Genomic DNA, 13,005 nt, shown 5'->3' on the forward strand with positions numbered 1-13,005 from the left:
CGTTGTGTCCTCACCGTACCACGACGCGGAGTGTCACCCGATCAGCCCGCTTGTCGACCCATCAGGTCGATCGGCCCCGCCTTATGTCCCCTTGGCCGCCTTCTCCGCCTCCCGCGCCTGCTTCAGCGCCTCGGAGAGCTTCTTCTGCGCCTCGCCGTACGCCTGCCAGTCGCCCTTCTTCAGCGCCGCCTGACCGTCGTCGTACGCCTTCTGAGCGTCCGTCAGGGCCTGCTCCAGCGTCGCGTCGCCCGGTGGGCTGGTGGTCGGCGGGCTGGTCGTCGTCGGCGGCTGCGTGGTGTCGTCCGGCGGCGGCTTCGTCGTCGACTCGCCGTCGGGGCCGAACACCTCGTCCAGCGCGGCCTTCAGCGTGGGCTGGAAGCCGATCCGGTCGCCGAAGAGCACCACCACGCTCTTCATCAGCGGGTAGTTGTTGCCCGCGCCGCGTACGTACACCGGCTCCACGTACATCAGCCCGCCGTCCATCGGCACGGTGAGCAGATTGCCGTACTCCACGGTGGTGTCCGCGCCCGCCCGTTTGAGCTGGTTGATCTGCGGCGCGACCTTGTTGTCGGAGTTGAGCTTGGCCTGGACCTGTTTGGGCCCGTCGACCGTGGTGTTCGGCGGCAGTTGCAGCACTCTGATCGTGCCGTAGTCCTTGCTGGACGCGTCGGCGTTCACCGCCATGAACGCGCTCAGGTTGGAGCGGTCGTTCGGCGTGAAGGTGGACGTCAGCGAGAACGCCTGCTCCGACTGGTCGGGCATCTTCAGACTCAGGTAGTACGGCGGCACCGCCTTGCCCGTCTGGGCGGCCGGGTCGTCCGGGACCTCCCACACCTCACTGCCGGTGTAGAAGGTGGACGCCTTGGTGACGTGGTACTTGGTGAGCAGTTGCCGCTGCACCTTGAACAGGTCCTGCGGGTAGCGCAGGTGGTCCATCAGCTCGGCGCTGATCTTGTCCTTCGGCTGCACCGTGTGCGGGAACGCCTTCATCCACGTCTTGAGCACCGGGTCCTGGGTGTCCCACTGGTAGAGCGTGACCTCACCGGTGTACGCGTTCACGGTCGCCTTGACCGAGTTGCGGATGTAGTTGACCTGATTCTGCTGCGCGATGACGGACCGCTGGTCGTCGGTGAGCGAGTCGGTCGTGGTGTCGCCGAGCGTGGTGCGCGACGCGTACGGATAGCCGTTGGTGGTGGTGTACGCGTCGACGATCCACTCCACCTGGCCGTTGACCACGGCCGGGTACGGGTCGCCGTCGATGGTCAGCCAGGGCGCGACCGACTCCACCCGCTCCTTGGGAGTGCGGTTGTAGAGGATCTTCGAGCCCTTGCCGATCGCCCCCGAGTACAGGATCTGCGGCTCGCCGAACTGCACCGCGTACGCCGCCCGCGTCAGCGGGTTGGACAGGTCCACGCCGCTCTTGCCGGTGTACGTGAACGGCTTCTCGCCGCCCGCGTCGGTGTAGTCGATCTCCTGGGTCGGACCGCCGACGATCGAGTACTGCGTCGTCCGCTCGCCGTAGTAGACCCGCTGCTCGTACGTGCCGAGCTGGCCGGTGGTCGGCAGGTCCTTCTCGGTGAAGGCCGGTGAGCCGTCACCGGACACGTCGGTGCCCTTGGCGGCGACGATGCCGTAGCCGTGGGTGTACTTGAAGTGGTCGTTGATCCAGTTGTTCTCGGGGATGCCGTTGATGTTCAGCTCGCGCAGGCCGACGACCGTGTCCTGCTCCTTGCCCTTGGCGTCGCTGTAGCGGTCGACGTCGAGCGTGGAGGGGAAGGCGTAGTAGCCGCGCGTCTGCTGCAACTGCTGGTACGTGGGCGAGACCACGTTCGGGTCCAGCACGCGCACGCTCGCCGTGGTGTCCGCGTCGGCCCGCAGCTTTTCCGTACTGGACTCGCTGGTGCCGCTGTACGGCTTCACCTGGCTGTCCTTGATGCCGTACGCGGCCCGCGTGGCATCGATGTTCTTCTGGATGTACGGCGCTTCCTTGGCCGCCTCGTTCGGCTGCACCTGGAACTTCTGCACGATGGCCGGGTAGAGGCCGCCGATCAGGATCGCCGAGAGCACCATCAGGCCGAAGCCGATCATCGGCAGCGACCAGGTGCGGCGCCAGAGCGTCGCGAAGAATAGCAGCGCGCAGATCACCGCGATGCAGAACAGGATCGTTTTGGCGGGCAGATACGCGTTCGCGTCCACGTACCGCAGACCGGTCCAGTTGTCGGTGGCCTTGAAGCCGCTGGACTTCACCGCGAGGCCGTAGCGGTCCAGCCAGTAGGCGACCGCCTTGAGCGAGATGAAGATGCCCAGCAGGACCGACAGATGCCCGGTGGCGGCGGCCGTGGCCCGGCCGCCGGGCGAGGTGATCCGCAGCCCGCCGTACAGGTAGTGCACCAGGGCGGCGGCGACCAGTGAGAGCACCACGGCCGCGAAGCCGAAGCTCAGCAGGAAGCGGTACCAGGGCAGGTCGAAGGCGTAGAAGGACACGTCCTTGTGGAACTGCGGGTCCTTGACGTTGAACTTCGTGGCGTTCGTCCACAGCAGCCACAGCCGCCACTGCCCCGAGGCCGATCCGCCGGCGATGAGCCCGACCACCGCGCAGACCCCGAGGAGCACCCACTTCTTGTACGGCGCGAGACCCATCCGGTAGCGGTCGAGGCTCTGCTGCTCCAGCGACATCGCGCTGAGCGGCGGGCGGAGCCGGTGTGCCAGATAGATGTTCACGCCGACCGCTCCGGCCATCAGCAGGCCGAAGACGAAGAACAGACCGACCTTGGTCCAGAGCGTGGTGGTGAAGACCGACGAGTAGTGAACCGATCGGTACCAGAGCCAGTCGGTCCAGAATCCCGCGAAGATCACGAACGCGATCATCAGACCGGCGAGCACGCCGATCGTGATGAGCAACGTCCGGGTCCGCCGGGATGGGCGGCCGACTCTGATCCGTGGCCCCGACGATCCTCCGCCGCGGTCCGGCATCTCGAATACCAAGGTGCGCACCTCGAATTGTCCGTATTTCTGGGGTGTCCCGGGTCGGACTCCCACTGGTGCAACTTACCTACGCTTTGGCCGGTTCCCGATTCCGGCAAGGGAAGAGGCAGGATACTGACCATGTCCAACAATGCGACCGATGGTGCACCGCTCGCGGCGAGCCCGCTGACCCGTGCCGTACTGGAAATCGACGAGTACGCGTCCGGCCTCGGCTGGGACCGGCCCGCACGGCTGTTCGCCCTTGTCGACACCGCGCAGCTCCGTACGCAGGAACCCGGCCTCGCCGATCAACTCGGCCTGACCGAGACGAACGAGACGGGGTCGCTGACCCCGATCGAGCAGGACGAGCTGCCGTCCGGTACGGCGCTCGACGAGTTCCTGGCGACGATCGCGTGGCCCGAGGTGATCGCGGGCTGCGCGCTGACCGTGGAGCGGCTGATGCTGCCGCCCGCCGCCGAGGCGGCCATCCCCGAGGGCCTGGACGACGCCTCGCTGGCCACGTGGGTGGCGGCGCACCCGCAGCGCCAGGAGGTGCGGATGACGGTCGCGGTGCTGCGGGACGGCGCGCGGGAGTCGGCCGTACGGCTGCGGGCCAAGGACACGCCGACCGAGGTGCTGACCGGTTCCGATCTGGTGCCGGGTCTGGCGGAGGCGCTGTCGGCGACCTTCGAGGTCTGAGCGCCCGGTGGCGCCGCCGGGCTGAACCGACCTGAGCTGACCGGGTCTGAGCTGACCGGGACCGAGCCGGTCTCAGCTCTTGCAGCTCGGCAGCGCCGCGTCGTTGCCCGACTTGATGTCCTTCAGCGCCGCCAAGGCGTCGTCGAGGGTCTTCACCTTCACCAGGGTGAGGCCCGAGGGGATGCTCTTGGCGGCCTCTTCGCAGTTGTCGGCCGGGGTGAGGAAGAACTGCGCGCCCTTGTCGCGCGCGCCGATCGTCTTCAGGCTGATGCCGCCGATCGGTCCGACCTTGCCGTTGTCGTCGATGGTGCCGGTGCCCGCGACGAATTTGCCGCCGGTCAGGTCGTCGGGCGTCAGCTTGTCGATGATGCCGAGCGCGAACATCATGCCCGCGCTGGGTCCGCCGACGTCGGCGAGCTTGATGTCGATGGTGAACGGGTACAGGTGCTCGACGCCCGCCTGGATGCCGACCACGGCGCGCGACGGGCCGCCGTCGTCCGAGGCGCGGGTGGTGATGGTCACCTTCTGCGTGGTGTCCAGCTTCTTCTTCGCGTCGGCGGCCGGGATGATCGTGAAGACCACCTTCTCGCCCGGCTTGTGCTTGGTGACCAGGCCCGCGACCTGGTCGGCCTTGGTGATCTCGGTGCCGTCGACGGCCTTGATCACATCGCCCGCGTGCAGTTCGCCTTCGGACGCCCCGCCGCTGACGACGGCCGCCACGATCACCCGTGAGGGCACGGGGATCTTCAGCGAGGTCAGCGCCGCGTACTTGGCGCTGTCCTGTGACTGGCTGAACTCCTCGGCGTTCTGCTGGTCGGCCTCCTGGGCCGTCTGCCCCTTCGGGTACAGCGTGTCGTGCTCCACGACCTTGTCGTCCCGCCGCGCCCAGCCGAGCAGGGACTCCACCAGGTTCATGGAGTAGTCGGCGCCGGTGACCCGCACGGTGGTCATGTTGAGGTGACCCGACGTCGCGTACGTCTTGTGGCCGCCGATCTGGATGACCATTTCGCCGTCGTAGCTCCCGAGCGTGTTCACCGTCGGTCCCGGCGACATCTCCGAGTACGGTGCGGGAGCCAGCAGCGCGATGCACAGCAGCGCTATCAGCGTCAGTGTCGAGGCGAGCAGCGTCGCGGTGCGGCGTGGCATGGCACGACCCTACGGGAACCGCCGGACAACCGGCCCGCGGGGTGAGTCCGGACGGGTACGCGGCCGTGCGGCGCCTGTTCTGCCGTCCCGGTGCCCGGTCCTCAGACCGTCTCGGTGTCCGGCTTCTCCGCCGACTCGGCCTGCATGGCCTGCCGGAACCGCTCGTACCCGGCGAGCGACGCGCCGTCCCCGGTGGTGCGGGTGTGCGACGCCCAGCGTGCCCAGACCGCGGCGAACACCGCGGCGACCAACGGAATGAGCAACCAAGCGAGTGCTGCCACGTCGAACTCCCGACCCCATGTACACCAAAACGGACGTATGAGCAGATTAACCGCTCTGTGCACCAACGGCCCGGTGGGGTACGGGGTTACGCCCCCGCGCGTCGCTCACGATCCGCCGGACAGGCCCTAGACGCCGACCCATTCCTCGGTGCCGTCGGTGAACGTCTGGTGCTTCCAGATCGGGACCTCGCTCTTGAGGTCGTCGATGAAGCGGCGGCTGGCCTCGAACGCCTCGCCGCGGTGCGGGCAGGAGACGGCGACGATCACCGCGATGTCGCCGACCCGCAGTTCACCCACCCGGTGGACGGCGGCCAGCGCGCGTACCGGGTAGTCGGCGGCGATCTTCTCGGCGATCCCGCGCAGTTCGGCCTCCGCGCTGGGGTGCGCCGAGTACGCCAGACCGGTGACCTCGGCGGCCGAACCGCCGTCGTGGTCGCGTACCGTCCCGACGAACAGCGCCGTGCCGCCGGCCGCGTCGTCGCCGACCGAGGCGAAGACCTCGTCCAGCGACAGCGGGGTGTCGCGGATCGCGAGCAGCCGGATCGGACCGTCGGCGGCCCGGGCGCGGTCGGCGGGGGCGGCGTGTTCGCCGTGCGTGGATGCCATGCGGCACATGCTGCCTCATATGCCCGCGATACGGAAAGCGGCTTCCACCGCCGCGGGGCGACGGACACGCCTTCGGATCTATCGGATCTAGAGGCCGCGCCGCTTGCGGGCCCTGCGCACCAGCGCCGCCGTACCGACCAGCGCGACCGTGGCGCCCGCCGCGCCCAGCGTCGTGGCGTCCTTGCGGCCGAGCCTGCGGCCCGCGAGCGAATTGCGGCCCTCGACCTCGGCGAGCAGCTCGGCCAGCACCTCCTCGTTGGACCACTGCGGGCGCCAGCCCGCCTCGTGCAGGCGGCTGCCGCTGACCACCCACGGGTGCATCGTGTACGCGAGGTCCCCCGCGGGCGACGGGGTCAGGCCGAGGCGGTGCAGCCGGGCGGCGGCGCCGAAGGCGATGGCCGCGGGCAGCTCCATGCGCCGGATCCCGGTCAGCTCCTCGATCTCCTCCTGCTCCAGCCAGCCGTCGCAGCCCACCGCCATCTCGCCGTCGACCTTCTCCAGGACGGCGTACTCCAGCGCCGACACCAGGTCCTCGACGTGGCAGAACTGCCAGCACGGCCTGCTGCCCGCCACCACCAGCAGCCGCGGCGACTCGAAGTAGCGGGTCAGCGCGGTGTCCGTGCCGCCGACCAGGACGGCAGGGCGCAGAACCGTCACATTGAGGCCGGGGTGGGCGCGCGGGGCGCGGCGGCCGAGCCGTTCGATCTCCAGCAGGTCGTCCACGAAGCTGGCCTCCGAGGTGGCCCGCAGCGGGGCGTCCTCGGCGAGCGGCACGTCGTTGTCGGCCTGGGCGCCGTAGACCATCGCCGAGGTGCACAGCACCACGCGGTGCACGCCCGCGGCAGCGGCGGCGGTCAGTACGGTCTGCGTACCGCGCACATTGAACGCGGACCGCGCCTTGGCGTCGGATTCCAGGTCCAGGTCGAGCGCGAGGTGGACGACGACGTCCGCGCCGCGCAATTTGTCGGCGATGGCCGGGTCCCGCACGTCGAGCACCCGCCAGGTCGCACCGGGCACGTCACCGCGCCGTTCGTCGATCGCCACGACCTTCTTGACCTGGTCGGATTCCACGAGCCTGAGCGCCAGCTGGCGGCCCACGCCGGACGCGGCGCCGGTGATCGCGACCACCGGTCCCGACGCGGCCCTGCCCGCGCTCCGCTCTGGGCGAACGTGTCCTTCTGGGGAACTCACCGGGTGTCTCCCACGGTTGTTTCAAGTACGGGTGCGGCTGGCGCACGCCATCGGCGTGACGTCGGTACGCAGCCATCCTGCCTGACACGTGTCTAGGCTGGAGGTACTGCCCGTACACCGAGCCCGACACAACCCCAGCCCATCACAACACAGAGCCGAGGAATCCCGTGAGTGACAACCCATTCGGATTCGGCGTCCCTCCCGAGGAGCCCGAGGACGGGGACGACGGCCGGAAGAACAAGGGCGAAGGGGGCCAGGGCGGAGCGCCGAACCCGTTCGGCTTCGGTGGCGTCGGCGGCGGCGCCGCCGGCGACAACCCGTTCGCGGCGATGTTCGGCTCGCTCAACCCCAACGACCTGGGGGCCGCCTTCCAGCAGCTCGGCCAGATGCTGTCCTACGACGGCGGCCCGGTGAACTGGGACATGGCCAAGGACATCGCCCGCCAGACGGTCGCCCAGGGCACCCAGGACGGCGTCAAGGACGCGACCGTCGGCCGCGCCGACCGCTCGTGGGTCGAGGAGGCCGTACGGCTGGCGGATCTGTGGCTGGACAGCGCCACCTCGCTGCCGTCCGGGTCCGGCTCCGCGGTGGCCTGGAGCCGCGCGGAGTGGGTCGAGGCGACGCTTCCGGTGTGGAAGGAGCTGGTCGACCCGGTCGCCGAGCGCGTCGCCGGGGCGATGGGCGATGTGCTGCCCGAGGAGATGCAGGCCATGTCCGGCCCGCTGATCGGGATGATGCGCTCGATGGGCGGCGCGATGTTCGGCTCCCAGATCGGGCAGGCGCTCGGCACCCTGGCCGGTGAGGTCGTCGGCTCCACCGATGTCGGCCTTCCCCTGGGCCCGGCGGGCAAGGCCGCGCTGCTCCCCGCGAATGTGACCGCCTTCGGCGAGGGCCTGGGCGTCCCGCAGGAGGAGGTGCGGCTCTACCTGGCGCTGCGCGAGAGCGCCCACCAGCGGCTCTTCGCGCACGTGCCGTGGCTGCGCGCGCATCTGTTCGGCGCCGTGGAGGGTTACGCGCGCGGGATCAAGGTCGACACCGCGCGGCTGGAGGAGGCGGTGGGGCAGCTCGACCCCTCGCAGCCCGAGCAGCTTCAGGAAGCGCTTCAGCAGGGCATGTTCCAGCCCGAGGACACCCCGGCGCAGAAGGCGGCGCTGGCCCGGCTGGAGACGGCCCTCGCGCTCGTCGAGGGCTGGGTGGACGCGGTCGTGCACGAGGCCGCCGCCCCGCACCTGCCGTCCGCGGGCGCGCTGCGCGAGACGCTGCGCCGCCGCCGCGCCACCGGCGGTCCCGCCGAGCAGACCTTCGCCACCCTGATCGGTCTTGAGCTGCGGCCCCGCAGGCTGCGGGACGCCTCCCGGCTGTGGGCCTCGCTGACCGACGCCCGCGGTGTCGACGGCCGCGACGGCCTGTGGGCGCACCCCGACATGCTGCCGACCGCCGCCGACCTGGACGACCCGGACGGCTTCGTGCACAGCGAGGGCGTCGACTTCTCCGAGCTGGACAAGATGCTCGGCGAGGCCGCGAGCGGCGGCGACCGCAAGCCCGAGGCGCCCGGCGACGCGGCCGACAAGGGCGAGAACCCCGACGAGGACGGCGACTCCGGCAAGTGAGCCTTCTGCACGCGGACGCGGTCGGCGTCCTGGAGCGGTGGAGTGCGCCCGACGAGGGGCAGGAGCGGCTGCGCGAGGAGTATCTGGCGCACCTGGCGGCGTATCCCGACGGCATGTGGAAGGCGTGCGCCGACGGGCACATCACGGCGAGCGCGCTGGTGGTCGACCCGCCGCGCGAGCGCGCCCTGCTGACGCTGCACGCCAAGCTGCGCATGTGGCTCCAGACCGGCGGCCACTGCGAGCCGCAGGACACCACCCTGGCCGGGGCGGCGCTGCGGGAGAGCGCGGAGGAGTCCGGGATCGCCGGTCTCGGCCTGCTGCGGCCCGAGCCGGTGGCTCTGGACCGGCACCGTACGCCCTGCGCGTGGCATCTGGACGTGCAGTACGCGGTCGTCGCCCCCGAGGGCGCCGTCGAGGCGATCAGCGACGAGTCGCTGGATCTGCGCTGGTTCGGCTACGACGAGGTCGCGGCGGTCGCCGACAGCTCCGTACAGGCGCTGCTGGGCCGGATACGCGCGCTGACGCGGAGCGCCTGACACCGGCCGGAAAGAGGTGGCCGTTCAGGACCCGGGTCCTGAACGGCCACCTCTTTTGTGCGGCTTTTCACGGCCTTCGTACGACGAGGTCGGCGGCTCTCGTACGGCGAGGTCAGTTGGACCAGATGTTGCCCTGGTTCTGACCGTGGCCCTGCGGGCCCATGCCGTACTGGGCGCGTACGCCCTGGCCGATCACCGCGTTCTGCGGCGGCATCAGCTCGCTGGGCTGGACCAGGACGTATCCCTGGCCGACGAAGTTCAGCTCCCAGCCCTCGCCGGTGTTGCCGCGGCGGCGGAAGACGGAGGAGCTGCTGGTCTGGGCCTGCATCTGGACGCGCAGGCTGGTCGACCAGGCGACGACGGCGTCCGCGTCGCAGGACACGTACTTGTCGGGCGTGACCGGCATCAGCAGCGGCTTGCCCGACGTCATCAGGGCGACCTTGCCCTGCCCCGAGATGTTGAGGTTGTACGCGCCCGTGCCGGACAGGCCGAACTGGCTGTCCACCGCGATCACGTCCCAGTGCAGCCCGGAGTCGAGCGCGAGGACGTACGCGCTGTCAACGGTCAGGCCCTCGTGGTCGACGTCCAGGATGTGGATCTGCTGGGCGAGGTTGGCGAGGTAGACGGTGCCCTGCCCGGAGCAGCGCATCAGGTCGAGGCCCTCGCCGGTGTGGCGGCGGGCGCCGCGCTGGCCCTGCGACTGGTACTCGCCGTCGAATTCGATCATGCCCTGGTAGGCGACCATCGAGCCCTTGCGGGCCAGGCAGTCGGGGCCGGTGTTGCCGTCGAGGCGGACCCGCAGGAGGTAGGAATTCTGCAGGGTGTAGTGGTCCTGGTTCTGGACCTCGGTGAATGCGAAAAGCGGGCTCTGCATGATGGTGTCGCTCCCCCTCAGCCCCGGATCCGGAGACGGTCAGTGCTGTCCTCGCTGGGCTGGACGACCACGAAGCCCTGGCCGGAGAAGGCGATCTGGAATGCCTCCCCGCTGCCGCGGCCGATCAGCGCCCCGGCCCTGAAGCTGCGCTTGGCCTTCATCTTCAGCCCCGACGACCAGGCGACGAGCGCGTCCGGGTCGACGTAGGTCTCGTCGGCGCCGCTGCCGCAGTCGACCACGATCGGCGTGCCGCGCGAGGTCACCGCGACCCAGCCCTGACCGCTGACCCCGACGTTGAACAGGCCCTGACCGGCGAATTTGGCCAGCCCCTTGACCCGCTCGACACCCCAGGTGAGGTGGGCGTCGAAGGCGAGCAGATTCGTGCCGTTGACGGAGACCGACTCGTTGTTGAGATTGAGACAGACCACGTCGGCGCCGTAGTCGGCGAGGTAGAGCAGGCCGTCACCGCTGCACTTCATCAGCGGGGCGCTCTCGCCGGTCAGCCAGGCCGAGGCCATCTGCCGTACGGCGGGCGGGTTGGGCTCGTACTGCACGAAGCCCTCGTAGGCGACCATTGAGCCGGTGCGCGCGAAGAGGTCCTGGCCGGTCACCATGGCGACCTTGAGCATCGACGAGCCGTGGTTCTCCATCCGGGCGGCCACCGGTGCCGGTGCGTAGCCCGCGATCATCTGCTGGTCCATGGCGGGTCACACCTCGTAGGGCTGGACGACGATGAAATTACCGGGGGCGCCGCGGAACTGGAGGTTCACGGTCTCGCCGCTGTGGCCGGGATACGCGGTCCTGCGCAGCCGTACCTGGCTGGAGACGATCACCTGTGAGGCGGCCGACCAGGCGACGATCGCGTTGCTGTCCGCGTAGGTGGTCGGGGTGACGGGCAGCACGACGGGGGTGCCGTGCGTCTTCACGATGACCGTGCCGGTGCCCTGGAACTGCATGGTGAACAGGGCGCCGCCGGGGATGCCGTGGCCCTCGATCCTGCGCACCTCGTGCTGGAGGGATTCGTCGAAGGCCAGCACATTCTCCGCCGAGACGCAGATGGCGTCGCCCTGGAGCTCGATGGGGTGCAGATAGGCGGCGTTCTCCGCGAAGAAGACCTGGCCGCCCCCGGTGCAGCGCATGAGCTGCATCTCCTGGCCCGTGGCGTTGCCGACGATGCGGCCGGTGAAACCGGCACCCTTGTAGCCGAAATCGACTTTGCCCTGGTAGAGGACCATGCTGCCCTGCCGGGCGAGGACCGGCTGGCCGCCGCCCTGGCCGAGGTCGGCGCGCATCATCTTCGGATTCTGCTGCGTCCAGCGCTGGCCGGTGGGCGTCTCGCGGTACTTCTGCATGGCGGCGGCGAGGCCCGCGTTCTGCGCGGGGACGGCGGGGGCCGCGTAGCCGCCGCCGGGCGGGCCGGGGGGACCCGGCTGGCCCGGCACCTGGCCGAAGGGCGGCTGACCGCCGAATCCGGGGGCGGCGGGGGGCGCGCCGGGCGGCGGGACCTGGCCGAAGGGCGGCTGTCCCGGCGGGGCCTGGCCGGGCGGCGCGGTCAGGGGCGCGACCATGGTGGGCGCCTGGTGGAGGCCGGGGTTGCCGGGCGGCGGCGCGAAGCCCTGGGGCGCGGGCGCGGCGGGCGGGCCGGGAGGCGCGCCGAAGGCGGGCGCGGGAGCCGGGGGCGGTACGGGGGCGGCCGGCGCGGGTGCTCCGAAGGCCGGAGCGGGGGCCGCCGCGGGGCCGGGCGGGGGTGCGAAGCCGGGTACGGCGCCGGGCGGCGCGAAACCGGGGGCCGCGGCCTGCTCGGGCGCGGCGGGCTCGTCCTCGGCGACCTCGCCGCCGAAATTCCGCAGCAGCGCGTCGAGCCCGCCGTCGAAGCCCTGGCCGACGGCGGCGAAACGCCACACGTCCTTGAGATAGATGTCCGCGACCATCACGGCGCGTTCGGTGGTGAATTCCGCGCCGGTGAAGGCGTACCGCGCGACTTCCTCACCGCCCGCGACGAGCCGCAGATAACCGGGGGCGACCTGCGACATCTGCCCGTTGCCGTCGATCGTCGCGGTGAACGCCAGCTTGTGCACGTTCGCCGGTATGCGGTCGAGAGTGACGCGGAAGGACTCGGTGTCGCCGGACTGCGCGCCGAGGAGCTGGATCGACTCCTCGGGCGACTTGGGCTGGTTGAAGAAGATGAAGTAACGGTCGTCCGACAGTTGTTCCTTGTCGTCGAGCCCGAAACAACTGATGTCGAAGGTCAGGCCGGGGCCGGAGATCTGTACACCGACATACAGATCCGTCCCCGCCGTCAGATCACTGATCTTGGCCTTGTGGCCACGCTGGAATTCCCTGGCCATGGATACGACCGTCCCCCATCCCCTCATTGCTGCGCTCGCGATGCGGCGCTTGTGCTGCCGCGCCGACGTGGCGACAGGCTAACCGGTCGTGCCGACAGCGGCTATTCCTCGCGGGAACCAGGCGGATGCGGCAGCCGGTCGGCCGCCACGACGCCCTCCAGGAAGCCGCGGGCGCGCTCGGTGCGCGGATAGCTCTCCAGCAGTCGCCAGAAGCTCGGGCCGTGTCCCGGCACGAGCAGGTGCGCCAGCTCGTGCAGCAGCACGTAGTCGATGACGTACTCGGGCATCCCCTGGAGGCGGTGCGACAGGCGGATGCTGCCCTCGGAGGGCGTGCACGAGCCCCAGCGGGAATTCTGGTTGGTGACCCAGCGGACCGTGTCGGGCACGGCCCGGCCGAGCAGATACTGCTCGGACAGCCGTTCCGCGCGGGCGGCCAGCTCGTCGTCGCCGGGCATCCGGCGGCTCTCCTGCGCCGCCAGCTTCTCCAGCATCGTGGTCACCCAGCGCTGCTCCTCGGCCGCCGACATTCGGGCCGGAATCAGCACGACAGTTCGGTCGCCGTCGCGATATGCCGAAACCGTTCGGCGCCTGCGGGCACTGCGGCGTACTTCCACCGCATTGGTCCGTAGGCCGCTTGCGGGCTGGCTGGAGAGGCTACGCGCTGGATCGGCGGACACGCCTTCGACGTTACCCGCTGCGTGTCCGGGAAGTCCCGTCTCCCGGCCGGTTCGCATGGGAATCACCTCGCTT

12 protein-coding genes are annotated in these 13,005 nt (G+C 70.2%); 3 read left to right on the forward strand and 9 right to left on the reverse strand.

The window, feature by feature from the left end; all coding sequences use genetic code 11:
* Nucleotides 1-81 precede the first annotated feature (81 nt).
* A complete protein-coding gene (locus ACIQCJ_RS08725) occupies nucleotides 82-2,973 on the reverse strand; it encodes a UPF0182 family protein (RefSeq protein ID WP_401725600.1) in 2,892 nt (963 codons plus the stop codon).
* A 132-nt stretch (nucleotides 2,974-3,105) separates the two neighbouring features.
* Between ACIQCJ_RS08725 and ACIQCJ_RS08730 the strand changes: the two genes are divergently transcribed.
* Nucleotides 3,106-3,663, forward strand: a complete 558-nt coding sequence (locus tag ACIQCJ_RS08730) for a PPA1309 family protein (protein WP_355347380.1) — start codon at nucleotides 3,106-3,108, stop codon at nucleotides 3,661-3,663.
* Between the two features lie 72 nt (nucleotides 3,664-3,735).
* Here ACIQCJ_RS08730 and ACIQCJ_RS08735 read toward each other — a convergent pair whose 3' ends face one another.
* The 4 genes from ACIQCJ_RS08735 to ACIQCJ_RS08750 all read right to left on the reverse strand — a co-directional run bounded on the left by ACIQCJ_RS08735 (nucleotide 3,736) and on the right by ACIQCJ_RS08750 (nucleotide 6,887).
* On the reverse strand, nucleotides 3,736-4,809 hold the full coding sequence (locus ACIQCJ_RS08735) for a PDZ domain-containing protein (protein WP_402711044.1): 1,074 nt from the start codon (nucleotides 4,807-4,809) through the stop codon (nucleotides 3,736-3,738).
* Nucleotides 4,810-4,910: 101 nt separating this feature from the next.
* Nucleotides 4,911-5,090 carry a hypothetical protein gene (locus ACIQCJ_RS08740; RefSeq protein ID WP_355347386.1) on the reverse strand — a complete coding sequence of 60 codons (180 nt, stop codon included), beginning with the start codon at nucleotides 5,088-5,090 and terminating at the stop codon, nucleotides 4,911-4,913.
* Nucleotides 5,091-5,216: 126 nt separating this feature from the next.
* Nucleotides 5,217-5,696, reverse strand: a complete 480-nt coding sequence (locus ACIQCJ_RS08745) for a molybdenum cofactor biosynthesis protein MoaE (protein ID WP_355347389.1) — start codon at nucleotides 5,694-5,696, stop codon at nucleotides 5,217-5,219.
* 87 nt (nucleotides 5,697-5,783) lie between these two features.
* Nucleotides 5,784-6,887 (reverse strand): SDR family oxidoreductase, encoded by a 1,104-nt coding sequence (locus ACIQCJ_RS08750; protein WP_402711045.1) that lies wholly within the window; start codon nucleotides 6,885-6,887, stop codon nucleotides 5,784-5,786.
* A gap of 167 nt (nucleotides 6,888-7,054) precedes the next feature.
* Here ACIQCJ_RS08750 and ACIQCJ_RS08755 point away from each other — a divergent pair, with 167 nt between their 5' ends.
* Nucleotides 7,055-8,497 (forward strand): zinc-dependent metalloprotease, encoded by a 1,443-nt coding sequence (locus ACIQCJ_RS08755; protein ID WP_355347395.1) that lies wholly within the window; start codon nucleotides 7,055-7,057, stop codon nucleotides 8,495-8,497.
* A complete protein-coding gene (locus ACIQCJ_RS08760; protein WP_391044330.1) occupies nucleotides 8,494-9,033 on the forward strand; it encodes an NUDIX domain-containing protein in 540 nt (179 codons plus the stop codon). Before ACIQCJ_RS08755 ends, ACIQCJ_RS08760 begins: the two co-directional genes overlap by 4 nt.
* A gap of 112 nt (nucleotides 9,034-9,145) precedes the next feature.
* Here ACIQCJ_RS08760 and ACIQCJ_RS08765 read toward each other — a convergent pair whose 3' ends face one another.
* The 4 genes from ACIQCJ_RS08765 to ACIQCJ_RS08780 form a co-directional block, all read right to left on the reverse strand.
* Nucleotides 9,146-9,907: an AIM24 family protein gene (locus ACIQCJ_RS08765; RefSeq protein WP_355348694.1), complete on the reverse strand. Its 762-nt coding sequence runs from the start codon at nucleotides 9,905-9,907 to the stop codon at nucleotides 9,146-9,148.
* Nucleotides 9,908-9,924: 17 nt separating this feature from the next.
* Nucleotides 9,925-10,608, reverse strand: coding sequence for an AIM24 family protein (locus ACIQCJ_RS08770; RefSeq protein WP_188285752.1), 684 nt, complete (start codon nucleotides 10,606-10,608; stop codon nucleotides 9,925-9,927).
* A 6-nt stretch (nucleotides 10,609-10,614) separates the two neighbouring features.
* Nucleotides 10,615-12,255: a TerD family protein gene (locus tag ACIQCJ_RS08775; protein WP_355348690.1), complete on the reverse strand. Its 1,641-nt coding sequence runs from the start codon at nucleotides 12,253-12,255 to the stop codon at nucleotides 10,615-10,617.
* Between the two features lie 101 nt (nucleotides 12,256-12,356).
* A complete protein-coding gene (locus tag ACIQCJ_RS08780; RefSeq protein ID WP_355348687.1) occupies nucleotides 12,357-12,989 on the reverse strand; it encodes a M48 family metallopeptidase in 633 nt (210 codons plus the stop codon).
* Between the last annotated feature and the right edge of the window lie 16 nt (nucleotides 12,990-13,005).

It is taken from the genome of Streptomyces sp. NPDC093221 (assembly GCF_044753885.1).
Taxonomy (GTDB): Bacteria; Actinomycetota; Actinomycetes; order Streptomycetales; family Streptomycetaceae; genus Actinacidiphila.

Coding starts and splice junctions, on each gene's coding strand:
- ACIQCJ_RS08725 (WP_401725600.1), bottom strand. CDS start 2,973: ATGCCGGACCGCGGCGGAGGATCGTCGGGGCCACGGATCAGAGTCGGC.
- ACIQCJ_RS08730 (WP_355347380.1), top strand. CDS start 3,106: ATGTCCAACAATGCGACCGATGGTGCACCGCTCGCGGCGAGCCCGCTG.
- ACIQCJ_RS08735 (WP_402711044.1), bottom strand. CDS start 4,809: ATGCCACGCCGCACCGCGACGCTGCTCGCCTCGACACTGACGCTGATA.
- ACIQCJ_RS08745 (WP_355347389.1), bottom strand. CDS start 5,696: ATGGCATCCACGCACGGCGAACACGCCGCCCCCGCCGACCGCGCCCGG.
- ACIQCJ_RS08765 (WP_355348694.1), bottom strand. CDS start 9,907: ATGCAGAGCCCGCTTTTCGCATTCACCGAGGTCCAGAACCAGGACCAC.
- ACIQCJ_RS08770 (WP_188285752.1), bottom strand. CDS start 10,608: ATGGACCAGCAGATGATCGCGGGCTACGCACCGGCACCGGTGGCCGCC.
- ACIQCJ_RS08775 (WP_355348690.1), bottom strand. CDS start 12,255: ATGGCCAGGGAATTCCAGCGTGGCCACAAGGCCAAGATCAGTGATCTG.
- ACIQCJ_RS08780 (WP_355348687.1), bottom strand. CDS start 12,989: ATGCGAACCGGCCGGGAGACGGGACTTCCCGGACACGCAGCGGGTAAC.